The sequence below is a fragment of the Streptomyces sp. NPDC045778 genome (genome assembly GCF_056431945.1).
Genome location: NZ_JBWKJZ010000003.1, coordinates 357,370 through 383,894, shown reverse-complemented (window position 1 = coordinate 383,894; position 26,525 = coordinate 357,370). Strand labels below are relative to the sequence as shown.

Genomic DNA, 26,525 nt, shown 5'->3' with positions numbered 1-26,525 from the left:
GAAGTTAGAGGCCGGCTTTCCAGGGGGAGCAGCCGGGGTCGGAGGGTCAGCCGCGTCCCGAGGGGCGGCTGGGGGCGTCGAATCGGCCGTCGCTCAGCCACGCCTCCACGGCGCGCCCCGTCGAATCGGAGTGCTCGTCCATGATCGTGAAGTGGTCGCCGGGGACGTCGGCGTCCTCGTGGGCGTAGGGCCACTCGGGCTGCCAGGCGTCCTCGGTCTCCAGGGCCTTTGACTCCCCCGGCGGGAACGTGGCGTGCACGTACAGCGTCGGAGTCGTGATCGGTTCGGGCTTCCAGTCCTCGAACACGCGCAGGTAGCCGCTCTGCCCGGTCATCTGCGCGCCGGTCAGCAGGTCGAAGGCCTCGCTGGTGGACATGCGCTCCGTCAGGGCCGCCTCCAGGCGCTTCTCGAAGGAGTTCGTCGCGATGTAGGTGTCGAGGAGTACGACGGCCGCCGGTGCGCGGCCCTCCCGTTCGAGCAGCGCGGCGACGGCGTTGGCCATCCAGCCGCCCGAGGAGTAGCCGAGGAGCGCGAACGGCCTGTCGCCCGCCTGCCGCACGACGGCCTCGGCCTGGAAGCGGACGACGGCCTCCCTGGTCGCGGGCAGCGGCTCCCCCGCCCCGAAGCCGGGGTGGGGCAGCATGGTCACGTCCCGCCGGCCCGCGAACGCGGGGGCGAACCGGCCGAAGTAGTGCGGGCCGGACGGCGCCATGGTCGGCGCGAAGCACAGCAGCGGGGTGCCCGGCCCGGTGGCCAGCGGGACCGGCGGCAGCGCGGCCACCTCCTCGGGCGCCCCGAACACCGGCCGCAGCCGCGCGGCGGCGTCGATCATCAGCCACCCTTCCTTGGAGAGACCCAGCTCGTAGGACTGGCGGACCAGGCCGATGAGGGTGTCCTCCACGGCGAGGGCGGCCGGTGCGGCGGGTTCGTCCCCGGCAGTCGCGGCGAGTTCGCGCCGCAGGTATCCGGCGAGCGCGGGGCCGGTCGCCTGGTCGAACACGACGGTGGTGGGCAGGCGGAGCCCGGTCGCGCCCGCGAGCTGGTTGCGCAGTTGCAGCGCGGTCAAGGAGTCGAGGCCGAGCTGGGTCAGGGCGCCGGAGACGTCCAGTTCGTCCGGGGCGTAGCCGAGTACGGCCGCTGTCTGGTCCCGGACCAGGAGCAGCAACTCCCGGTCCTGCTCCTCTTCCGTCAGTCCGGCGAGGCGCCGCGCCAGCCGCTCCTCGCCCGCGGCGCCCGCGGCGGCCGCCTTGGCGGGCCGTGGCCGCGCCAGGCCGCGCAGCAGGGCGGGCACCTCGTCGGGCCCGCCGCGCAAGGTGCTGACGTCGAGTCGCATCGGTACGACGACCGCTTCACCCGCCGCGCAGCCGAGGTCGAACAGCGCGAGGCCCTGCTCCTCGGTCAGGCCCGTGACGCCGGAGCGGGACATCCGCGCCACGTCGCTCTCGGCCAGGGAGCCGGTCATCGCGCTGCCCGACTCCCACAGGCCCCACGCGAGGGACGTGGCGGGCAGTCCTGCCGCCCTGCGGTGATGGGCGAGCGCGTCCAGGAACGCGTTGGCGGCCGCGTAGTTGCCCTGGCCGGGGTTGCCGAAGACGCCAGCGGCGGAGGAGAAGAGCACGAACGCCGACAGGCCCATCTCGCGGGTCAGCTCGTGCAGATGCCAGGCGGCAGCCGCCTTCGGCCGGAACACCGTGTCGACCCGCTCCGGAGTCAGCGAGCCGATCACCCCGTCGTCCAGCACACCCGCCGAGTGCACCACGCCGGTCAGCGGGTGGTCCGCGGGCACCGTGGCCAGCAGTTCCTTCAGCGCGGCCGGGTCCGTGACGTCGCAGGCGGCGAGGGTGACGCGCGCGCCGAGGCCGGCCAGTTCCGCGCGGAGGGCCTCGGCGCCGGGCGCGGCGGCACCGCGCCGGCCGGCGAGCAGGAGGTGCCGGACGCCGTGGGCGGTCACGAGGTGCCGGGCGACGAGGCCACCGATCATGCCGGTGGCGCCGGTCACCAGCACGGTGCCGCCGGGGGCGAACTCGACCGGTGATTCCGATGATTCGGGTGATTCCTGTGTTCCCCGCGCGTCCGGTGCGGGCGGTCCGAAGCGCGCGAGCCGCGGCACCCTCGGGTCACCGGCGCGCACCGCCACCTGCGGTTCGGAACCGGCGAGTACCTCGGGCAGTGCCGCCCAGGACGTGTCGTGCGCGTCCACGTCGACCAGGACGAACCGGCCGGGGTTCTCGGACTGCGCCGCTCTGATCAAGCCCCACACCGCCGAGTCGGCGATGTCGGGCACGTCCTCGTCGGGCCCGGCCGCGACGGCCCCACGGGTCACGAAGACGAGGCGGGAGTCGAGGTACCGGTCGTCGGCCAGCCACTCCTGGACCAGCCGCAGCGCGCGGACGACGGCGGCGCGGGCCGCGGGGGCCGGCTCCGGGCCGTCCTCGGCACACGGGACGACGACCAGCTCGGGCACCCCGGCCGCGGCGAGCGCCGCGAGGTCGTCGTGCTCCTCGACGGCGACGCCGACCGCGGCGAGCCCCGCGCGGGCCTTCAGGTCGTCCGGGCCGACGACAGCGCAGCCGAGGGCGGGGGCGGGGGTGGCCGCGCGGGTCGGCGCGGCCACCCACTCCAGCCGGAACAGCGCGTCGCGGTGGCGAGCGCCCCACTGGTCCGAAGCGATCGGCCGCAGGACGAGGGACGCGACCGTCGCCAGGGGGTGCCCCTGCGCGTCGGCCAGTTCGAGGGACACGGCGTCGGGCCCGGCCGGCGTGAGCCGCACCCGCGCCGTGGTGGCGCCGGTGGCGTGCCACCGGACTCCGCTCCAGGAGAACGGCAGCCGGGGCCGGCCGACGTCTTCGACGAGGCCGCCGAGCATGCAGGCGTGCAGCGCGGCGTCGAGGAGCGCCGGGTGGACGCCGAACGACGCGGCGTCCCCGTGCTGGTCCTCGTCCAGCTCGATCTCGGCGTACACGGCGCCGTCACCGCGCCACGCCGACCGCAGCCCCTGGAAGGCGGGCCCGTACCCGAACCCGGCCTCTTCCAGGCCGTCGTAGAGGCCGTCGATGTCGACGGGCTCGGCTCCGGCGGGCGGCCACTGCGTGATCGGGGCCGGTGGGGCGGTGGCCCCGGTGGTGAGGAATCCGGTGGCGTGCCGGGTCCAGTCGGCGTCGCCGGCCGGGGCGTCAGTGCCATCAGGGCCGTCAGGGCATGAGTCCACGCTCAGCGTGCGGCGGCCGTCACCGTCGTCGCCGCCGACCGTCACTCGCAGCCGTACGCCACCACGCTCCGGCAGCACCAGAGGCGCGGCGAGCGTCAGCTCCTCCACCTCGTCCAGGCCGAGCCTGCTTCCCGCGGCGAGCGCGAGTTCGGCGAAGGCCGTGCCGGGCAGCAGGGTCGTCCGCGCGACGGCGTGGTCGGCGAGCCACGGGTGGGTGTCCGTGCCCAGCCGTCCGGTGCACACGAGCCCCTGGTCGTCGGCGAGTTCCACGGCTGCGCCGAGCAGCGGGTGCCCCGCGCCCGCAAGGCCGAGGCCACCGGCCGCTTCGTCGAGGCTCAGGTCACGGGGGGCGTCCAGCCAGTAGCGCTTGTGCTGGAAGGCGTACGTAGGCAGGTCGACGCGCCGCGCGCCACTGCCCGCGAAGTACGCGCTCCAGTCGACCGCCACACCCCGCGTGTGCACCGCACCGACCGCCGTGACTAGAGCGATCTCCTCGGGCCGGTCCGCACGCAGCACCGGCACGAAGGCGGCATCCGGCGCCGACTCCTGGCCCAGCGCGGACAGCGTTCCGCCCGGCCCGACCTCGACGAACGTACCGACGCCGTCCTCCACGAGAGTGCGCACGGCGTCGGCGAACCGCACCGACTCGCGGACGTGACGCACCCAGTACTCCGGAGAGGCCAGTTCGTCGGCACTCGCGCGCACGCCCGTCAGCGTCGAGACGATCGGTGTCTTCGGGGTGTTGTACGAGACGCTCTCCAGCACCGCGCGGAAGTCGTCCAGCATCGGCTCCATCAGGGGTGAGTGGAAGGCGTGGCTGACCTTGAGCCGGGTCACCTTGCGGCCCGTCTCGCGCCAGCGCTCACCCACCACCTCCGCGTCAGCCGCCGCACCCGAAATCACCACCGACGTCCGGCCGTTCACCCCGGCGATACCCACCGTGTCCGGCAGGTCGGATGTCACCTCCGCCTCGGTCGCCTGGATCGCCACCATCGCACCGCCCTCGGGCAGCGCCTGCATCAAACGGCCCCGAGCCGACACCACAGCGGCGGCGTCGGCCAGCGACCAGACACCGGACACATGCGCGGCAGCCAACTCGCCTATGGAGTGCCCGGCGAGCACATCCGGTCGCACACCCCACGACTCAAGCAGACGGAACAGCGCCACCTCCACCGCGAACAGCGCGGGTTGCGTCACCCCCGTCTGATTCAACGCCTCCGCGTCCTCGCCGAACAGGACCCCACGGACCTCGGGAGCCAGGAGATCCAGGACCTCGTCCAGAGCCTCGGCGAACACCGGGAACCGCGCGGCCAACTCCCGGCCCATCCCCAGCCTTTGCGAGCCCTGGCCCGAGAACAGGAAACCCACCCCGCCCACGGCAACGGACCCCGCGACCAGGCCGGACGACGGCCGCCCTTCGGCCAGGGCCGCCAAGCCGTCCATCAGCGTCGTACGGTCATCGCCCACCACAACAGCGCGGTGGTCGAAAGCCGACCGCGTCGTCGCGAGTGAGAAGCCGACATCCGCAGGATGCAGACCATCCACGCCCGAGCGCAGCCGCGCGGCCTGTTCCCGCAGTGCCTCCGGGCTCCGGGCCGACAGCACCCACGGCACCACGCCGTCGGCCGCAGCCGGGACGTGGTCCTCGCTCGGCGCGTGCTCAAGGATGGTGTGCGCGTTCGTACCACTCACACCGAACGACGACACCGCTGCCCGCCGCACACGACCCGTCTCCGGCCACGGCTGAGGCTCCGTCAACAGCCTTACCGAACCGGCGGACCAGTCCACGTGCGTCGACGGCTCGGACACGTGCAGCGTCTGCGGCAGAACGCCGTGCCGCATCGCCATCACCATCTTGATCACACCTGCCACGCCGGCGGCGGCCTGCGTATGCCCGATGTTGGACTTCACCGAGCCGAGCCACAGCGGCCGGTCCTCCGGGCGGTCCTGGCCGTAGGCGGCCAGCAAAGCCTGCGCCTCGATCGGGTCACCGAGGGTGGTGCCCGTGCCATGTGCCTCGACCACGTCCACGTCGGACGCCGCAAGGCCCGCGCTCGCCAGTGCCTGGCGGATCACCCGCTGCTGCGAGGGCCCGTTCGGAGCGGTCAGGCCGTTGGAGGCGCCGTCCTGGTTCACCGCAGAGCCACGCACCACCGCAAGGACCTGGTGACCCTTGCGCTGCGCGTCAGAGAGGCGCTCGACCAGCAGCATGCCGACGCCCTCACCCCAGCCCGTGCCATCAGCGCTGTCGGAGAACGCCTTGCAGCGGCCGTCCGGGGACAAGCCCCGCTGACGGCTGAACTCCACGAAGGTCGCCGGGCTGGACATCACGGTCACGCCGCCCACGAGGGCCAGTTCGCACTCGCCCGAGCGCAGCGCCTGAGCCGCGAGGTGGAGTGCGACGAGGGACGACGAGCAGGCCGTGTCCACGGTCATCGCGGGGCCTTCGAGACCGAACACGTAGGACACCCGGCCGGAGGCGACGCTGCCCGAGCTGCCGACTCCGAGCTGGCCCTCGAAGCCTTCCGGGGCGCGCCGGAGGCGGGTGGCGTAGTCGTTGTACATCACGCCCGCGAAGACTCCGGTCGCGCTGCCCCGCAAGGTCTTCGGGTCGATGCCCGCCCGCTCGAAGGCCTCCCAGGACGCTTCGAGGAGCAGCCGCTGCTGCGGGTCGACGGCCAGTGCCTCACGCGGCGACATGCCGAAGAAGACCGGGTCGAAATCGGCGGCGTCATGGAGGAAGCCACCGCTGCGGACGCTGCTGGTGCCGGCGTGGTCGGGGTCCGGGTGGTAGAGCGCGTCCACGTCCCAGCCCCGGTTGTCCGGGAAGTCGGACACCGCGTCGCGGCCCTCGGCGACCAGGCGCCACAGGTCCTCCGGGCTTGCCACACCGCCGGGGTAGCGGCAGCTCATGCCGACGATCGCGATCGGTTCGTCGTCGGCGGCGGCCGTGCGGGTGACCGGCGTCCGCGTCTCGTCGTCGCCGAGCAGCGTGGCGCGCAGGTGGCCCGCGAGCACCAGGGGTGTCGGGTAGTCGAAGACGAGCGTCACGGGCAGGCGGAGGCCAGTGGCCGTGTCGAGCCGGTTGCGCAGCTCGACCGCCGTGAGGGAGTCGAAGCCGAGTTCGTCGAAGGCCCGCTCCGGCTCCACCTCGGCGGCGGACGCGTGGCCGAGCACGGCGGCGACGGACGTGCGTACGAGGTCGAGCAGTACCGGGAGGCGCTCGTGCTCCGGGAGTGCCGAGACGCGTGCCGCCAGGCTTCCGTCGGTCTTGGCGGCCTCGGGGCGCGCCGTGCGGACCAGGGCGCGCAGCAGGGCCGGGACGGTTTCCGGGTGTGCCCGCAGCGGCGCCAGGTCGAGCCGTGTGGGCACGGTCACGGCCGTCGGCAGGTTGATGGCGGCGTCGAGCAGGCGCAGGCCCTCCTGCGAGGTCAGGCCCGCGGCTCCGGTCCGTGCGAGTCGGGCGCCCATGCCGTCGTCGCCGGCCCACAGGCCCCACGCGAGGGAGGTCGCGGGCAGGCCTGCGGCGCGGCGGTGCTGGGCGAGGGCGTCGAGGTAGGTGTTGGCGGCCGCGTAGTTGGCCTGGCCGGGGTTGCCGAAGACGCCCGCGGCGGAGGAGAAGAGGACGAACGCCGACAGGTCCGTCTCGCGGGTCAGCTCGTGCAGATGCCAGGCGGCATCCACCTTCGGCCGGAACACCGTGTCGATCCGCTCCGGAGTCAGCGAGCCGATCACCCCGTCGTCCAGCACACCCGCCACATGGACGACCGCCGTCACGGGATGCTCCGCCAGCAGCGCCGCCACCGCGTCCCGCTCCGCCACATCACACGCGACCACCGCGACCTCGGCACCGAGGTCCACCAACTCGTCGTACAGCGCGCCGACTTGCCCACGGCGGCTGGCCAGCACCAGTCGCCGCACTCCATGCCGTGCCACCAAGTGGCGTGCCACCAGGCCGCCGAGCTTTCCGCTCGCGCCGGTGACCAGCACCGCACCCGTGCCGAAGCCCGGGCCCCGCGAGTCTGCGGGGCGGGCGCGGACGAGCCTCGGGGCGAGCAGGCCGGTGGGGCGCAGGGCCAGTTGGGGCTCGCCGGTCTCGACGGCGCCCGGCAGCGCGTGGACCGTGGCCGCCGACCAGGCGTCGGCGTCCACGAGCACGAACCGGCCCGGGTGCTCCGCCTGTGCCGCGCGTACGAAGCCCCACACCGGGGCGTTGGCCAGGTCGGGGACGTCCTCGCCGGGGCCTGCCGCCACCGCGCCGGTGGTGACGAACACGAGGCGTGCCGTGTCGAACCGGTCGTCGGCGAGCCAGGTTCGCGTGAGGTCAAGGGCCCACTGCGCCGCCGCCGCGGGGCTCGCGGCCGGGGGCGCGGGGGCGAGGACGAGGTCGGGCACCTCGTCCTCGGCCAGCGCGGCCAGGCTGGGGTATGCGCGGTCCGGCCCGGAGGCCTCGACGCCGTCCCCGAGGACCGCCCAGCGGACCGAGGGCGAAGGGGCGGGCCGCACCTGCGTCCAGTCGACCCGGAAGAGCGAGTCGAGGCGGTCGCCGGTGAGGCCGTCCGCCTCCAGGGGCCGCAGCGACAGGGCCTCGACCGAGGCGACGGGGCTGCCCGTGCCGTCGGTCAGGGAGATCGCGACGCCCGCGGCCGAGGTGCCCGCGGGGCTCGCCGGGGACAGGCGGCCGCGCAGTGCGGACGCGCCGCTGCTGTGCAGCCGCACGCCGCGCCAGGAGTACGGCAGGTGCAGCCGCCCCGTGTCGCCGACGAAGTCGCCGAGCCCGATGGCGTGCAGCGCGGAGTCGAGCAGCGCGGGGTGCAGGCCGAAGGAGCCCGCGGCGTCCTGGTCGGGCAGCTCCACCTCGACGAACAGCTCGTCGGCCCGCCGCCAGGCCGCGCGCAGGCCGCGGAAGGCGGGCCCGTAGCCGAGCCCCGAGGCGGCGAGGTCGTCGTAGCGGCCCTCGATGTCGATCCGTTCGGCGCCGGCGGGCGGCCAAGCCTCCTCATGGGCGGCGGGGGTCCGCTCGAGGCGGGCCGGGGGCTGGTCGCCTGCCGTGAGCGTGCCGAAGGCGTGCCGGGTCCACGGCTGGTCGTCGGGTGCGTCGTCGGCCCGCGCGTACACGTTCAGGGTGCGGCGTCCGGCCTCGTCCGGGGCGCCGACGGACACCTGGAGGCGTGCCGCGCCGTCCTCCGGGAGCACGAGGGGCGCCGCGAGGGTCAGCTCCTCGACGTGGTCGAGTCCCACCTGGTCGCCGGCCCGGATCGCCAGTTCCACGAGGGCGGCGCCCGGTACGAGGACCACGCCGCCGACGGTGTGGTCGGCCAGCCACGGGTGGGTGGTCAGGGAGAGCCTGCCGGTGAGCAGGGCGCCCTCCTCGTCCGCGAGGGTGACCGCGGCGCCCAGCAGCGGGTGGTCGGCGGACCGCTGGCCCACCGACGCCATGTCCCCCATGGGCGCGCCGGTGTCCAGCCAGAACCTGGTGCGCTGGAAGGGGTACGTGGGCAGGTCGAGGCGCCGCGCGCCGCGTCCCGCGAAGAGGGCGTGCCAGTCGAGGGTGACGCCCCGCACGTGCAGTGCCGCGACCGCCGAGGTCAGCGTGGTGCCCTCGGGCCGGTTCGGGCGCGCTCCGGCGACCAGCAGCGCGCCCTCGTCGACGCAGTCGCGGCCCGCGGCGGTCAGCACGGCGTCGGGGCCCAGCTCCAGGAAGTTCGCCACGCCCTGCGCGCGCAGGCACCGTACGGCGTCGAGGAACCGGACCGCCTCGCGGGCGTGCCGCACCCAGTGCTCGGGGTCGCGTGCCTGCTCGGGGGTCAGCAGGACGCCGGTGAGGGTGGACACGACGGGGATCGCCGGCGTCCCGTAGGTGAGGGTGCGGGCGACGGCCCGGAAGTCCGCGAGGACGGCGTCCACGTGCGGCGAGTGGAAGGCGTGGCTGACCCGCAGGTACCGGGTCTTCCCGCCGCGCTCGCGCCACGCGCTGTCGATCGCGGCCACGGCGTCGGCGTCGCCCGCGACCACCGTGGACCGCGGACCGTTGACCGCGGCGACGTCGACCGCGCCCGCGTGCTCGGCGAGCAGGCCGCGCACGGTGTCCTCGTCCGCGCGCAGCGACAGCATCGCCCCGCCGTCGGGCAGGGCTCCCATCAGCTTGCCGCGGGCCGCGACCAGCGTGCACGCGTCGGCGAGGGTGAAGACGCCCGAGACGTGCGCCGCCGCCAGCTCGCCGATGGAGTGCCCCGCGAGGAACTGCGGGGCCAGGCCCCACGCGGTGACGAGGCGGAACAGCGCCACCTCGATCGCGAACAGCGCGGGCTGCGTGTACGTGGTCAGGTCGAGCAGCGCGGCGGCCTCGGTGCCGGGCTCCGCGAAGAGCACGTCGCGCAGGGGCCGGTCCAGGTGCGGGTCTAGGCCGGCGCAGACCTCGTCCAGCGCCTGGGCGAACACGGGGAACTCGCCGTACAGTTCGCGGCCCATGCCCACCCGCTGGCTGCCCTGTCCGCTGAACAGGAAGGCGAGCTTGCCGCGCGTGCCGACCGTGCCGCGCACCAGGTTCGGCGCGTCGCCGTCGGCGGCCAGGGCCTGGACGCCGCGCAGCAGCTCCGCGCGGTCGGCGCCGACGACGGCGGCCCGGTGTTCGAGGGCGGTCCTGCTCACGGCGAGCGCGTAGCCGATGTCCACCGCCGATGCGTCCCGGCCTTCCAGGTGGCGCAGGAGGGCGGCGGCGCGCTCGCGCAGCGCGGCGGGGTCGTTGCCGGACAGCACCCACGGCACCGCGTCGGCCAGGACGGGGTCGACGGGCTCGTCCAGGGCTGCGTCGTCGGCGTCGTCGGCCGGGGCCTCTTCGAGGACGACGTGGGCGTTGGTGCCGCTGATGCCGAACGACGACACCGCCGACCTGCGCGGCTGCCCCGTCTCCGGCCAGGGCCGCGCCTCGGTCAGGAGTTCCACGGCGCCCGCCGACCAGTCGACGTGCCGGGAGCGCTCGCCGACGTGCAGGGTCGGCGGCAGTACGCCGTGCCGTAGGGCCATGACCATCTTGATCACGCCTGCGACACCGGCGGCCGCCTGGGTGTGGCCGAGGTTGGACTTGACCGAGCCGAGCCACAGGGGCCGGTCGGCGAGGCGTTCCTGACCGTAGGTGGCCAGGAGCGCCTGGGCCTCGATCGGGTCGCCGAGGGTGGTGCCGGTGCCGTGCGCCTCGACCGCGTCGACCTGGGCGGCCGTCAGTCCGGCGCTGTCCAGCGCCTGCCGGATGACGCGCTGCTGCGAAGGGCCGTTGGGCGCGGTCAGGCCGTTCGACGCGCCGTCCTGGTTCACCGCGGAACCGCGTACGACCGCGAGGACGGGGTGGCCGTTGCGCCGGGCGTCGGAAAGGCGCTCCAGGAGCAGCATGCCCGCGCCCTCGCCCCAGCCGGTGCCGTCGGCGCCGTCGGAGAACGCCTTGCAGCGGCCGTCGGCGGCGAGGCCGCGCTGCTTGCTGAACCCGATGAAGGTGTGCGGGGTCGTCATGACGGTGACCCCGCCCGCGAGGGCGAGCGCGCACTCGCCCGAGCGCAGCGCCTGGGCCGCCAGGTGCAGCGTGACCAGGGACGACGAACAGGCCGTGTCCACCGTGACGGCGGGCCCCTCCAGCGCGAACGTGTACGACACGCGGCCGGAGGCGACGCTGCCCAGGCCGCCGGTGCCCAGGAAGCCTTCCAGCTCCTGGGGCACCGACCGCAGCCGGGACGTGTAGTCGTGGTACATGACGCCGGCGAACACGCCCGTCCTGCTGCCGCGCAGCGACGCCGCGTCGATCCCGGCCCGCTCGAACGCCTCCCAGGAGGTTTCGAGCAGCAGCCGCTGCTGCGGGTCCATCGCGAGGGCCTCACGCGGCGAGATCCCGAACAGGCCGGGGTCGAACTCTCCGGCGTCGTGCAGGAAGCCGCCCTCGGTGCGGAACACGCGGTCCGGGTCCTCGGGGTCGGACAGCTCGACGTCCCCCCAGCCCCGGTCGGTGGGGAACGGCGTCACGCCGTCGCGGCCGCCCGCGACCAGCTCCCACAGGTCTTCGGGGGAGCGCACGTCGCCGGGGTAGCGGCAGCTCATGCCGATGATGGCGATGGGCTCCTGCTCGCCCGCCTCGACCTCGCGCAGCCGCCGTCGTGCCTCGCGCAGGTCACCGGTGACCCGCTTGAGGAAGTAACGGAGCTTGTCCTCGTTTTCCATGCTGTCTCTACTCCAGGGAACGTCGAGCAAGTGGGGTGGCGGGGCGGGTCAGGAGATGCCGAACTCTTTGCCGAGCAGGTCGAACACCTCGTCGTCCGTGGCGGCGTCGAGGTCGTCGGCCACCTGGGGCGCGGCGTCGGCGCGGCTGTCGCGCCAGGCGGCGAGGAGCGCCGTCAGGCGCGCGCCGACCCGGTCGTCCTCGTCGTCGCCGGGCTTGACCGAGGCGAGGCTCGCCTCGATGCGGCTCAGCTCGGCGAGCAGCGGCGCCACTGCGCCCGGCTCGTCGACGGCCAGCTCGTCGGCGAGGTGGCCGACCAGGTCGAGCAGGGTCGGGTAGTCGAAGACGAGGGTGGCGGGCAGGCGCAGGCCCGTGGCCACGTTCAGCCGGTTGCGCAGGTCGACCGCGGTGAGCGAGTCGAACCCCAGCTCGGTGAACGCGCGCCGCTCGTCGACCGCCTCGGGCCCGGGGAACGCGAGGACCGCCGCGACCTGTGCGCACACCAGGTCCGTCAGGACGGACGTCCGCTCGGTCGGCGGCACCGCGGCGAGCCGCTCCCGCAGGGCGGCGGCGGGGTCGGCGCCGGCCTGCGCCGCCCTGCGGGTGGTCGTCCGCACCAGGCCGCTCAACACGGGCGGCACCAGCGGGAGTTCGCGTACGGCTCGCAGATCGAGCCGCATCGGTACGACGACCGGGTCCGCCCCGGTGGCGGCCGCGTCGAACAGTTCCAGGCCCTGTTCGGCGGAGAGGCCCACGGCCCCGGCGCGGGCCATGTCGGCGCCCATGCCGTCCTCCGTGGCCCACAGGCCCCACGCGAGGGAGGTCGCGGGCAGGCCCTGGGCGCGCCGGTGCCGGGCCAGGGCGTCGAGGAACGCGTTGGCGGCAGCGTAGTTTGCCTGCCCTGGCGAGCCCAGCGTGCCCGCCACCGAGGAGAAGAGGACGAACGCCGACAGGTCCATCTCGCGGGTCAGCTCGTGCAGATGCCAGGCGGCATCCACCTTCGGCCGGAACACCGTGTCGATCCGCTCCGGAGTCAGCGAGCCGATCACCCCGTCGTCCAGCACACCCGCCACATGGACGACCGCCGTCACCGGATACTCCGCCAGCAGCGCCACCACCGCGTCCCGCTCCGCCACGTCACAAGCCACCACCACGACCTCGGCACCAAGCTCCACCAACTCGTCGTACAGCGCGCCTACTTGACCGCTGCGACTCGCGAGGACCAAGCGCCGCACTCCATGCCGTACCACCAAGTGCCGTGCCACCAGGCCGCCGAGCATCCCGCTCGCCCCGGTCACCAGCACCGCACCCGTGCCGAAGCCCGGGCCCTCCGCCTGCTCGGGGCGGGCCCGGACGAGCCTGGGGACGAAGGGTTCGCCCACGCGCACGGCCAGTTCGGGTTCCGGGCTCGCGACGACCGGCTTCCAGCCGGCCTCGTCGTCGACGTCGACGAGCACGACGCGATCCGGGTTCTCCAATCGTGCCGCTCGCACCAGGCCCCACACCGCGGCCGCCGCCGGGTCCGGCGCGCCGTCCGAGGTTTTGGCCGTGACCGCGCCGCGCGTGACCAGGACCAGGCGCGAGGCCGCGCACCGCTCGTCGGCCAGCCAGCCCTGCACCAGCTCCAGAGCTTTGTGGACCTGGCGGCGCACCGCGTCCAGGTCGTGGAACGCCGTGGTGTGGGGGTCCGTGCAGTGGACCACGACGTTCTCCGGCAGGGTCTCCCCCGCTTCCAGGGCCGACCGCAGTGCGGCCCAGTCCGCGAACTCCGCCACTGAGCCGGCACTCCCGGCCGACGCGGCGGCCGGCACCCAGTCCAGGCGGAACAGCGACTCCCAGGCCTGCCGCGGCAGCGTTCCCGTCACCGGGCGCAGGACCAGCGAGTCGATCGTGGCCACGGGAGCGCCCGCCGCGTCGGCGACCGCCAGCGACACCCCGTCCGAGCCCGTGGGGGCAAGGCGTACGCGCAGCACCGTCGCGCCCGAGGCGTGCAGCCGCGCGCCCGACCACGAGAACGGCAGTTTGCCCGGGCCGTCGGCCGGGCCCATGAGGCCGATGGCGTGCAGCGCCGCGTCCAGCAACGCCGGGTGCAGGCCGAAGCCTCCCGCGTCCGCGTCGTCGGGCAACGCGACCTCGGCGAACACCTCGTCGCCCTTGCGCCAGGCCGCCCGCAGTCCCTGGAACAGCGGGCCGTAGCCGAAGCCGCCGTCGGCCATGCCGTCGTACAGCCCGGCGAGGTCCACGGCCTCCGCGTCCGCGGGCGGCCAGGCACCGACGTCGATCGTCGGTTCGTCGGCGCTGTCCACGAGCACGCCACTCGCGTGCCGGACCCACACGTCCGCGTCGTCACCCCGCGCGTGCACCGTCACCGGGCGACGTCCGGACTCGTCCGGTACGCCGACCCGCACCTGTACGCGCACCCCGCCGCGCTCGGGCACCACCAGGGGTGCCTCCAGCGTCAGCTCCTCCACCGAGGCGCAGCCGACCTGGTCGCCCGCGTGGATCGCGAGGTCGAGGAACGCCGTGCCGGGCAGCAGGATCGAGCCCTGGATCGCGTGGTCGGCCAGCCACGGGTGGGTCTCCACGGACAGTCGGCCGGTGAAGAGTTCGTCGTCCGATTCGGCCGTGTCGATGACGGCGCCGAGCAGCGGGTGACCGGCGGGGCCGAGCCCGGCGGCGTTCAGGTCGCCCGCGCCCACGCCGGCCTCCAGCCAGTACCGCTGGTGCTGGAAGGCGTACGTCGGCAGGTCGACCCGCCGCGCGTCGTGCCCGGCGAAGAAGGCTTCCCAGTCCAGTCGTACGCCGCGCGTGCACAGCCGCGCCAGCGCGGACATCAGCGCGGCCTCCTCGGGCCGGTCCGCCCGCAGCACCGGCACGAAGGCCGCGTCCGCAGCCGACTCCTGCCCCAGCGCGGACAGCGTCCCACCCGGCCCGACCTCGACGAACGTGGCGATGCCCTCTCCCGCGAGCGTGCCCACGGCGTCGGCGAACCGCACCGACTCGCGGACGTGCCGCACCCAGTACTCCGGCGAGGCCAGTTCGTCGGCACTCGCGCGCACGCCCGTCAGCGTCGACACGATCGGCGTCTTCGGGGTGCCGTACGACACCTCCTCCAGCACCGCGCGGAACTCGTCCAGCATCGGCTCCATCAGGGGCGAGTGGAAGGCGTGGCTGACCTTGAGCCGGGTCACCTTGCGGCCCGCCTCACGCCACTGCTCGCCCACGGCCTCCGCATCAGCGGCGGAGCCCGAAATGACCACCGAGGACGGGCCGTTCACCGCCGCGATACCCACGGTCTCCGGCAGGCCGGGCGTGACCTCGGCCTCCGTCGCCTGGATCGCCACCATCGCGCCGCCCTCAGGCAGCGCCTGCATCAGCCCCGCACGGGCCGACACCACCTTCACCGCGTCGGCCAGCGACCAGACGCCGGACACATGCGCGGCAGCCAGTTCGCCTATGGAGTGCCCGGCGAGCGCATCGGGACGGACGCCCCACGACTCAAGGAGGCGGAACAGCGCCACCTCCACCGCGAACAACGCGGGCTGCGTCACCCCGGTCTGGTTCAGCGCATCGGCGTCCTCACCGAACAGGACCTCACGGACCTCGGGAGCCAGAAGATCCAGCACCTCGTCCAAGGCCTCGGCGAACACCGGGAACCGGCCCGCCAGTGCACGCCCCGTGCCCAGCCGCTGCGAGCCCTGGCCCGAGAACAGGAAGCCCACCCCGCCCACGGCGACGGCCCCCGTGACCAGGCCGGGTGACGGCCGTCCCTCGGCCACCGCGTCCAGGGCCTCCAGCAGCGTCGTACGGTCGTCGCCCACCACGACAGCCCGGTGGTCGAAGGCCGACCGCGTGGTCGCGAGCGAGTAGCCGACATCCCGCAGGCCCAGCCGCGGGTCACTCCCGACGCGCTCCCGAAGGCGCGCAGCCTGCTCGCGCAGCGCCTCCGCGCTCCGGGCCGACAGCACCCACGGCACCAGGCCGTCGGCCGGGGCCGGGACGTGGTCCTCGCTCGGTGCGTGCTCAAGAATGGTGTGCGCGTTCGTACCGCTCACGCCGAACGACGACACACCGGCCCGCCGCAGCCGACCGGTCTCCGGCCACGGCTGAGCCTCCGTCAGGAGCGCCACCTCACCCGCGGTCCAGTCGACCTTCGACGAAGGCTCGTCCACGTGCAGGGTGCGCGGCAGGACGCCGTGGCGCATCGCCATGACCATCTTGATCACACCGGCGACCCCGGCGGCGGCCTGCGTGTGGCCGAGGTTGGACTTGATCGAGCCGAGCCACAGGGGCCGGCCGTCGGGGCGGTCCTGGCCGTAGGTGGCGAGGACGGCCTGGGCCTCGATGGGGTCGCCGAGGGTGGTGCCCGTGCCGTGTGCCTCTACGGCGTCCACGTCGGCAGGGGTCAGGCCCGCGCTCGCGAGGGCCTGACGGATGACTCGCTGCTGCGAGGGGCCGTTGGGCGCGGTGAGGCCGTTGGACGCGCCGTCCTGGTTGACCGCGGAGCCGCGGATCACGGCCAGGACGGGGTGCCCGTTGCGGCGGGCGTCCGACAGGCGCTCGACCAGCAGCATGCCGACGCCCTCGCCCCAGCCGGTGCCGTCGGCGCTGTCGGAGAACGACTTGCAGCGGCCGTCCGACGACAGGCCGCGCTGGCGGCTGAAGTCGACGAACGTGCTGGGGGTCGCCATCACGGCGACACCGCCGGCCAGCGCCATCGTGCACTCGCCCTTGTGCAGGGCCTGGATCGCCCAGTGCAGGGCGACGAGGGACGAGGAGCACGCGGTGTCGACGGTGACGGCGGGCCCCTCAAGGCCCAGCGCGTAGGCGACGCGGCCGGATGCCACGCTGCCGGACCCGCCGGTGCCGAGGTAGCCCTCGACGTCCTCGGAGACGGAGCGCAGGCGCGACACGTAGTCGTGGTACATCACGCCCGCGAACACGCCGACGGCCTGGCCCCGGGCCGAGTTCGGGTCGATGCCCGCCCGTTCGAAGGCCTCCCAGGAGGTTTCGAGGAGCAGCCGCTGCTGGGGGTCCATCGCCAGGGCCTCGCGGGGCGAGATCCCGAAGAACGCCGGGTCGAACAGGTCGGCGTCGTGCAGAAAGCCGCCCTCACGCGTGTACGAGGTGCCGGTGCGCTCCGGGTCCGGGTCGTACAGGGCGTCGACGTCCCAGCCCCGGTTGACGGGGAACTCGCTGATGGCGTCGACCCCGCCCAGGACGAGCCGCCACAGGTCCTCCGGCGTCTCGACCCCGCCGGGGAACCGGCAGCTCATGCCGACGATCGCGATCGGTTCGTCGGACACCGCCACCGCCGTGTGCGAGGGCGCGGCGGCGGCCGGCGCTCCCCCCAGCTCGGCGCTGATGAACGCGGCGAGCGCGGCGGGGTTCGGGTGGTCGAAGACGAGCGTCGCGGGCAGGCGCAGCTCGGTGGCCGCGCCCAGGCGGTTGCGCAGCTCGACGGAGCTGAGCGAGTCGAAGCCCAGTTCCCTGAAGGCGCGGTCGGGTTCGACGGCGTGTGCCGAGCTGTGGCCGAGCACCGCCGCCGCGTGGGTGCGGACGAGGTCCAGGAGCGCCTTCTCCCGCTCGCTCTCGGTCAGGCCCGCGAGGGACTGCGCGAGCGCGGACCGGCTCGCAGGCTCTGCGGTCCTGCGCGCGGTGTTGCGTACCAGGCCGCGCAGCAGGTGGAGCACGGGCTGGGTGCGCGCCTGGCGGCGCAGCACGGCGAGGTCCATCGGTACGGGCGCGAGGAGCGCCCGCCCGGTGGAGCCCGCCGCGTCGAACAGGGCCAGGCCCTCGCGCGGCCCGAGCGGGATGGCGCCGCCGCTGGTGAGGCGGCGTACGTCGGTGTCGTCGAGGCTGCCCGCCATGCCGCCTGCCGTCTCCCACAGGCCCCAGGCCAGCGAGGTCGCGGGCAGGCCGTGGGCGCGCCGGTGCTGGGCGAGCGCGTCCAGGAAGGTGTTCGCCGCGGCGTAGTTGCCCTGGCCCGCGCCGCCGAAGACACCGGCGGCGGAGGAGAACATCACGAAGGCCGACAGGTCCGCGTCCCGGGTCAGCTCGTGCAGGTGCCACGCCGCGTCGACCTTCGGCCGGAACACGGTGTCGATGCGCTCGGGCGTCAGCGAGCCGATCACGCCGTCGTCGAGGACGCCGGCGGTGTGGACGACGGCGGAGACCTGGTGCCGGGCCAGCAGCGCGGCCAGCGCCTCGCGGTCGGCTACGTCGCACGCCACGAGCACGACGTCGGCGCCCTGCGCGGTGAGTTCGTCGCGCAGCTCGGTGGCGCCGTCGGCGTCGGCGCCGCGCCTGCTGACGAGCAGCAGGTTCCGTACGCCGCGCTCCGTGACCAGGTGGCGGGCGAGCAGGCCGCCCAGGGTGCCCGTGGCACCGGTGATCAGCACGGCGCCCGGGCCGAAGCCGGGGTCGGCCACGACGGACCGCCGCGCCCGGGTCAGGCGCGGGGCGCGGGCCACCCCCGAGCGCACGGCGAGCTGCGGCTCCCCGGTCGCGAGGACCGAAGGCAGCGCGTCGGCCGAGGCCGCCTCCTCGTCGAGGTCGACCAGCACGATCCGGTCGGGGTTCTCGGACTGGGCGGACCGCACCAGGCCCCACACGGTGGCGTGAGCGAGGTTCGGCACATCCTCGCTGTCAGTGCTGTCAGAGCTATCGGTGTTGTGGGTGTTGTCGGTACTGGCGACCGCGCGCCGCGTCACGACGACCAGGCGCGCCGCGTCGAACCGCTCCTCGGTCAGCCAGGTCTGCACCGCGCGCAGGGCCCAGCTCGCGGCCTCGTGCGCGCCGGCGGCCGGGTCGGCGGGGGCCGCGACCGGGCACGCCAGGGCGACGAAGCCGGTCAGGTCGGCCGATGCCGAGTGTGCCAGGGCCTCCAGGTCGGTGGTCCACTCCACCGTCGGGGCATCGCCCTCGGGCAGCGGCACCGGGATCCAGTCGACGCCGAACAGCGCGTCGCCCTGTTCGTCGGTGGCGGTCTGGACCGGGGCGGCCGGGCGCAGGACCAGTGAGTCGATGGTGGCCACCGGGGCGCCCGAGCCGTCCGCGACCGTCAGCGCCACCGCGTCCGGGCCCGTGGGCGAGAGCCGCACGCGCAGCGCCGTCGCGCTGGAGGCGTGCAGGCGTACGCCGGACCAGGAGAACGGCAGCTTGCCGGGGGCGTCGGGCGCGCCCGTGAGGCCGGTGGCGTGCAGCGCCGCGTCGAGGAGCGCCGGGTGCAGCCCGAAGCCCTCCGCCTTGACGCCGTCGGGCAGCGCGACCTCGGCGAACACCTCGCCGCCCGCCCGCCAGGCGCCGCGCAGCCCCTGGAACACCGGGCCGTAGCCGAAGCCGCCGTCGGCCATGGCCTCGTAGAACCCGTCCAGGTCCACGGCCTCGGCCCCGGCGGGCGGCCACTCGGTCAGCCGGTCCGCCGCGGATCGCCCGCCTGCCCGCAGCACTCCGGTGGCGTGCCGGGTCCACGCACGGCCGTCCTCCATGTCGCCGGTGCCGGAGTGGAAGGTCAGCTCACGCCTGCCGGACGCGTCCTCGGCTCCGACCCACACCTGTACCCGTACGGCACCGCTCTCGGGCAGCACGAGAGGCGCTTCCAGGGTCAGCTCCTCCACCAGGTCGCAGCCGACCTGGTCACCGGCGCGGATCGCCAGGTCGAGGAACGCCGTGCCGGGCAACAGCACCGAACCCATGACCGCGTGGTCGGCCAGCCACGGGTGGGTCTGGACCGAAAGGCGGCCCGTCAGCAGCGCCCCGTCCGTACCGGCGAGGGCGACGCTCGCGCCGAGGAGCGGGTGTTCCGCGGCCCCGAGCCCGGCCGCCGAGACGTCACCGAACAGCGGCAGCACGTCGGGCCAGTAGCGCTCGCGTTGGAACGCGTACGTCGGCAGGCCGACCCGCCGCGTCCCCCAGCCGGCGAAGAAGACCTTCCAGTCCACCCGTACGCCGTGAACGTGCAGCTGCCCCAGGGCAGTTGTGGCAGCCACCGTTTCCGGCCGATCGCTGCGCAGCACCGGTACGAAGGCCGCGTCCGGCGCACACTCGCGCCCCAGCGCCGACAGCGTCCCGCCCGGACCGACCTCGACGAACGTACCGACCCCGTCATCCACGAGGGTGCGCACGGCGTCGGCGTACCGCACCGACTCGCGGACGTGCCGCACCCAGTACTCCGGGGACGTCAGCTCCTCGGCACTCGCGCGCGCCCCGGTCAATGTCGACACGATCGGCGTCTTCGGCGCCTCGTACGACACCTCCTCCAGCACCGCGCGGAAGTCGTCCAGCATCGGCTCCATCAGGGGTGAGTGGAAGGCATGGCTGACCTTGAGCCGGGTCACCTTGCGGCCCGCCTCACGCCAGCGCTCGCCCACCGCCTCCGCATCGGCGGCCGCGCCCGAAATCACCACCGACGTCGGGCTGTTCACCGCCGCGATACCCACCGTGTCCGGCAGGCCCTCAGCGACCTCCGCCTCCGTCGCCTGGATCGCCACCATCGCGCCGCCCTCAGGCAGCGCCTGCATCAGCCCGGCACGGGCCGACACCACCTTCACCGCATCCGCCAGCGACCACACACCCGCCACATGCGCGGCAGCCAACTCACCAATGGAATGACCGGCAAGGAGGTCCGGTCGCACACCCCACGACTCAAGCAGACGGAACAGTGCCACCTCCACCGCGAACAGCGCGGGCTGGGTCACCCCCGTCTGATTCAATGCCTCGGCGTCCTCGCCGAACAGGACCTCACGGACCTCGGGAGCCAGGAGATCCAGGACCTCGTCCAAGGCCTCGGCGAACACCGGGAACCGGCCCGCCAGTTCACGCCCCATGCCCAGCCGCTGCGAACCCTGACCCGAGAACAGGAAACCCACCCGGCCGGGCTCGTCGGCCACACCCGTGGTCGTGCTGCCGGACGCCTGACCCTCGGCCAGCGCCGTCAGCGCGGCGAGCAGGTCCGACCGCTCGGTGCCGACGACGACCGCGCGGTGCTCCAGCGCCGCACGCGAGGTCACCAGGGCGTGGCCCACGTCAGCCACGGGCAGGTCCGCCGACTCCTCCACGAAGGCCTTGAGCCGCGCGGCCTGTTCCCGCAGCGCATCGGCGGTCCGGGCCGACAGCACCCACGGCACCGGACCACCGTCGTACGCGGGTTCCGGCGCTTTCTCGCGCCGCGCCGCCGGGGCTTGTTCGACGACGACGTGCGCGTTCGTGCCGCTGAACCCGAACGACGACACGCCTGCACGCCACGGCCGGTCCACGGCGGGCCACTCGCGCTCGTCGGCGAGCAGTTCCACCGCGCCCGCCGACCAGTCCACGTGCGGCGACGGCTCGTCCACGTGCAGGGTGCGCGGCAGTACGCCGTGGCGCATCGCCATGACCATCTTCATCACACCGGCGACACCGGCGGCGGCCTGGGTGTGACCGATGTTGGACTTCACCGACCCCAGCCACAGCGGCCGGTCCTCGGGGCGGCCCTGGCCGTAGGTGGCCAGGAGCGCCTGGGCCTCGATCGGGTCACCCAGCTTCGTGCCCGTGCCGTGTGCCTCGACCGCGTCCACATCGGACGGGGTCAGGCCCGCGCTCGCGAGGGCCTGACGGATCACGCGCTGCTGGGAGGGGCCGTTGGGGGCGGTGAGGCCGTTGGACGCGCCGTCCTGGTTGACCGCGGAGCCGCGGATCACGGCGAGCACCTCGTGGCCGTTCCGCTCCGCGTCCGACAGGCGCTCCACGAAGAGCATGCCGACGCCTTCGCCCCAGCCGGTGCCGTCCGCGCCCGCGCCGAACGCCTTGCAGCGGCCGTCCACCGAGAGGCCGCGCTGGCGGCTGAACTCGATGAACGAGCTGGGCGTCGACATCACCGTCACGCCGCCCGCCAGAGCCATCTCGCACTCGCCCTTGTGCAGGGCCTGCACCGCGAGGTGCAGCGCGACGAGGGACGACGAGCACGCCGTGTCGACCGTGACGGCGGGGCCTTCGAGGCCGAAGGTGTACGACAGGCGGCCCGAGGCGACGCTGGCCGCGTTGCCGGTCGCCGCGTAGCCGCCCACGTCCTCGGTGGCGCCGGCCAGCACCCACCCGTAGTCCTGCATGTTCGAGCCGACGAACACGCCGACCCGCTCTCCGCGCAGGGAGTTCGGGTCGACGCCCGCGCGCTCGAAGGCCTCCCAGGAGGTTTCCAGGAGCAGGCGCTGCTGCGGGTCCATCGCCAGGGCCTCGCGCGGCGAGATCCCGAAGAAGTTCGCGTCGAAGGCGCTCACACCGGAGAGGAACGCGCCGGAACGGGAGTAGGAGGTGCCCACGGAGTCCGGGTCCGGGTCGTACAGCCCCTCCAGGTCCCAGCCCCGGTCGGCGGGGAAGTCCGACACGGCGTCCCCGCCCGCAAGGAGAACCCGCCACAGGTCCTCCGGGCTCGCCACGCCGCCGGGGTACCGGCACGCCATTCCCACGATCGCGATCGGCTCGTCGGACACGCCCGCCACGGTGACGGCGGCGGAGGTGGCCGCGGTCGCGCCGCACAGCTCGTCCCGCAGATACGCGGCCAGCGCGGCCGCGTTCGGGTAGTCGAAGACCAGGGTGGTGGGCAGGGCGGCCCCGGTGGCCTCGCTGAGCCGGGCCCGCAGTTCCACCGCCGTCAGCGAGTCGAAGCCCAGTTCCCTGAAGGCACGCGTCGCCGGGAGCGCGTCGCCGGACGCGTGCCCGAGGACCGCCGCCGCCTCGAAGCGGACGAGTTCGGTCAGCTGCCGCTCCTGCTCGGCCTCGTCGAGGCCGGCGAGCCGCACCGCCAGGGCCGACGAGCCCTGCTCGGCCGTGGTGGTCTCGAACGCGGCCCGCACCTGGGGCAGTTCGCGCAGGAGCGGGCTGGGGCGCTGGGCCATGAACGTGGCCGCGAAGCGCTCCCAGTCCACGTCGGCGATGGCGACGTTGCCGTCGCCGCTCGCGAGGGTCGTGGCCAGGCCCACGATCGCGACGGCCGGGGCCATCGACGGCAGGCCCCGGCGCCGCAGCTGTGCCGCGGCGTCCTGGCCCGCGTTCGCGACCATGCCGCCGTCGGCCCACGGGCCCCACGCGACGGCCGTGGCGGGCAGGCCCGCGGCCCTGCGGTGCTCGGCGAGCGCGTCCAGGTAGGCGTTCGCCGCGCCGTAGGCGGCTTGGCCGCCGCTGCCCCACACGCCGGAGATCGACGAGAACAGTACGAACGCGTCCAGCGGCGTGTCCGCGAGCAGGTCGTGCAGATGCCTCGCGCCCACCGCCTTGGCCGCCAGGACGTCGGCGAAGTCGCCCAGGTCGGCCGGGTCGGTGGCGGAGAGGAGCGCCGAGCGCTCGATGCCCGCCGCGTGCACGACCGCGTCGAGTGCCGGGAGGTCCGCGAGCAGCGCCGCCACCGCGTCCCGGTCCGTCATGTCGCAGGCGGCGAACGTCACCCGCGTGCCCGACTCCACCAGTTCGGCTTCCAGTTCCGCGGCTCCCGCGGCCTCGGCGCCACGGCGGCTCGCGAGGACCAGGTGCTCGGCCCCGTGGGCCGCGAGCCAGCGCGCCACGTGCCCGCCCAGGGCGCCGAGACCACCGGTGACGAGGACGGTTCCGCGCGGTGTCCAGCCCGCCCCGGGCGTCGCGGCCAGTGGCGCGGGCACCAGTCTGCGGCCGAGTATCCCGTCGCCGCGCACGGCGACCTGGTCCTCGCCGCTCGTCCCGGCGAGCACCGAGGCCAGCAGGTCGCCCGCCGCCTCGTCCGGCGCCGCCGGTACGTCGACGAGACCACCCCACCGGCCGGGCTGCTCCAACGCGGCCGCCCGGCCCAGGCCCCACACCATGGACTGCTCGAACCCGGCCACGGCGTCAGCCGGGCCCGCCGCCACCGCGCCCGCCGTGACGCACCACAGCGGTGCCTCGACACCGGCGGCGCCGAGCGCCCGCAGCAGGCCGACCGTGGCCCCGACACCCGGGGGCACCACCGACGCGCCCGCGTCCGCGAGCCCGAGGAGCGAGACCACACCGCTCACCGCGGGCGTGTCACCGAGCCGCTCGGCCCAGTCGACCGCCTCCGGGTCGACCCGCAGTACCCGCGCCTCGGCGCCGTTCCGGGTCAGCGCGTCCCGCGCCCACTCGGCCCGGTCCTCGCCCGTCGGCGCCACGACCAGCCACGTACCGTCAAGGCGCCGGGACCCGGCGGACACCGGCCGCCACTCGACCCGGTACCGCCAGCCCTCCACGGCGGTCCGCCCCTGCTGCTCCCTGCGCCACGCGGAGAGCCGGGGCAGCACCGCGCTGAGCGGGGCGTCGGACGAGACGTCCAGGGTACGGGCGAGGTCGGCGATGTCACCGTCCTCGACGACACCCCAGAACCGCGCCTCCACGGGAGACAACCGCGCGACATCCACATCGGCGGGCACGGCGTCCAGCCAGTAGCGCTCACGCTGGAACGGGTAGGTCGGCAGGTCGACCCGCCTTGTGCCCCGGCCGGTGAGGAAGACCTTCCAGTCCACCCGTACGCCGTGAACGTGCAGCTGCCCCAGGGCAGTTGTGGCAGCCACCGCCTCCGGCCGATCGCTGCGCAGCACCGGCACGAAGGCCGCGTCCGGCACACACCCGCGCCCCAGCGCCGACAGCGTCCCGCCCGGCCCGACCTCGACGAACGTACCGACACCTTCCTCCACGAGGGCGCCCACGGCATCGGCGTACCGCACCGACTCACGGACGTGACGCACCCAGTACTCCGGGGACGTCAGCTCCTCGGCACTCGCGCGTGCCCCGGTCAGCGTCGACACGATCGGCGTCTTCGGGGTGCCGTACGAGACGCTCTCCAGCACCGCGCGGAAGTCGTCCAGCATCGGCTCCATCAGGGGTGAGTGGAAGGCATGGCTGACCTTGAGCCGGGTCACCTTGCGGCCCGCCTCGCGCCAGCGCTCGCCCACTGCCTCCGCGTCGGCCGCCGCGCCCGAAATCACCACCGACGTCGGGCCGTTCACCGCCGCGATACCCACCGTGTCCGGCAGGCCCTCAGCGACCTCCGCCTCCGTCGCCTGGATCGCCACCATCGCACCGCCCTCAGGCAGCGCCTGCATCAGCCCCGCACGGGCCGACACCACCTTCACCGCATCCGCCAGCGACCACACACCCGCCACATGCGCGGCAGCCAACTCACCAATGGAATGACCGGCAAGAAGGTCCGGTCGCACACCCCACGACTCAAGCAGACGGAACAGCGCCACCTCCACCGCGAACAACGCGGGCTGCGTCGCCCCCGTCTGATTCAACGCATCGGCGTCCTCACCGAACAGGACCTCACGGACCTCGGGAGCCAGAAGGTCCAGGACCTCGTCCAAGGCCTCCGCGAACACCGGGAACCGGCCCGCCAGTTCACGCCCCATACCCAGCCGCTGCGAACCCTGACCCGAGAACAGGAAACCCACCCGGCCGGGCTCGTCGGCCACACCCGTGACCACGCCGCCGCTCGCCCGGCCCTCGGCCAAAGCCGTCAGGGCGGTCAGGAACTCCGACCGGTCGGAGGCGAACAGCGTCGCGCGGTGCTCCAGCGCCGCACGCGAGGTCACCAGGGCGTGGCCGACGTCCGCCACGGGCAGCTCCGGCGACTCCTCCACGAAGGACGCGAGCCGCGCGGCCTGCTGACGCAAGGCCTCGGCGGTCCGGGCCGACAGTACCCACGGCACCGGCCCATCGCCGGGCGCGGCTTCGTCGGCCTCCTCCGGCTCCGCCGCGGGTGCCTGCTCGAGGATGACGTGGGCGTTGGTGCCGCTCACGCCGAACGAGGACACGCCCGCCCGCCACGGCTGCTCCGACTCCGGCCAGGGCCGGGGCTCCGTGAGCAGTTCCACCGCGCCCGCGGTCCAGTCCACGTGCGAGGACGGCTCGTCCACGTGCAGGGTGCGCGGGAGCACGCCGTGCCGCATCGCGAGGACCATCTTGATCACGCCCGCCACACCGGCCGCCGCCTGCGTGTGGCCGATGTTGGACTTGATCGAGCCGAGCCACAGCGGGCGGTCCGCGGGGCGGCCCTGGCCGTAGGTGGCCAGGAGCGCCTGGGCCTCGATGGGGTCGCCCAGCTTGGTGCCCGTGCCGTGTGCCTCGACGGCGTCCACCTGGGCGGCGGAGAGGCGTGCGCCGGCCAGTGCCTGGCGGATGACCCGCTGCTGGGAAGGGCCGTTGGGCGCGGTGAGGCCGTTGGACGCGCCGTCCTGGTTGACCGCGGAGCCGCGGATCACCGCGAGGACGGGGTGGCCGTTGCGCTGGGCGTCCGACAGGCGCTCCAGGAGGAGCACGCCGATGCCCTCGCCCCAGCCGGTGCCATCAGCGGCGTCGGCGAACGCCTTGACGCGGCCGTCCGCGGCCAGGCCCCGCTGGCGGCTGAAGTCGATGAACACGCCCGGCGTCGACATCACGGTGACGCCGCCCGCGAGAGCCATCGGGCACTCGCCGTGCCGGAGCGCGTGGACCGCGAGGTGCAGGGCGACCAGGGACGACGAGCAGGCGGTGTCGATGGTCAGGGCGGGGCCCTCGAAGCCGAACGTGTAGGCCACGCGGCCCGAGAGGACGCTGGCCGCGTTGCCGGTGCCGAGGTAGCCCTCGTAGCCGTCGGGCGCGCCGGTCGCCAGGCGGGCCAGGTAGTCCTGGCCGTTGGTGCCGACGAACACGCCGGACCGGCTGCCCCGCAGCGCGTGCGGGTCGATGCCGGCCCGCTCGAAGGCCTCCCAGGAGGTTTCCAGGAGCAGCCGCTGTTGCGGGTCCATCGCCGCGGCCTCGCGCGGGGAGATCCCGAAGAAGCCGGGGTCGAAGTCCGGGGCGTCGTGGAGGAAGGCGCCCGCGCGGGTGTAGCAGGTCCCCTGCCGGTCGGGGTCGTCGTCGAAGAGCTTCTCCAGGTCCCACCCGCGGTCGGTGGGGAACGCGGAGACGGCGTCCTCGCCGTCGACGAGGAGACGCCAGAGGTCTTCCGGCGACCGCACGCCGCCGGGGAAGCGGCAGCTCATCCCGACGATCGCGATCGGCTCGGCCTCGCGCTCCTCGGCCTCGCGCAGCTTGCCGCGCATCTCCTGGAGGTCCACGGAGGCCCGCCGGAGATAGTCGAGGTACTTCTCCTCGTTGGACATGTGTTCGGACCCT

At 74.4% G+C, this 26,525-nt stretch carries 2 protein-coding genes; both read right to left on the bottom strand.

From position 1 onward, the window contains the following. Positions 1-46: 46 nt before the first annotated feature. The gene (locus AC07GB_RS06000) at positions 47-11,413 is read right to left on the bottom strand and encodes a type I polyketide synthase (protein ID WP_478842017.1); all 11,367 of its coding nucleotides are present in this window, start codon (positions 11,411-11,413) and stop codon (positions 47-49) included. Positions 11,414-11,461: 48 nt separating this feature from the next. Continuing rightward, complete coding sequence (locus tag AC07GB_RS05995; protein WP_478842016.1) at positions 11,462-26,512, bottom strand: type I polyketide synthase; 15,051 nt, start codon at positions 26,510-26,512, stop codon at positions 11,462-11,464. Positions 26,513-26,525 lie beyond the last annotated feature (13 nt).

Excerpts from the sequence above, each read along its gene's own strand:
- AC07GB_RS06000 (WP_478842017.1), bottom strand. The coding sequence starts at position 11,413 with ATGGAAAACGAGGACAAGCTCCGTTACTTCCTCAAGCGGGTCACCGGT.
- AC07GB_RS05995 (WP_478842016.1), bottom strand. The coding sequence starts at position 26,512 with ATGTCCAACGAGGAGAAGTACCTCGACTATCTCCGGCGGGCCTCCGTG.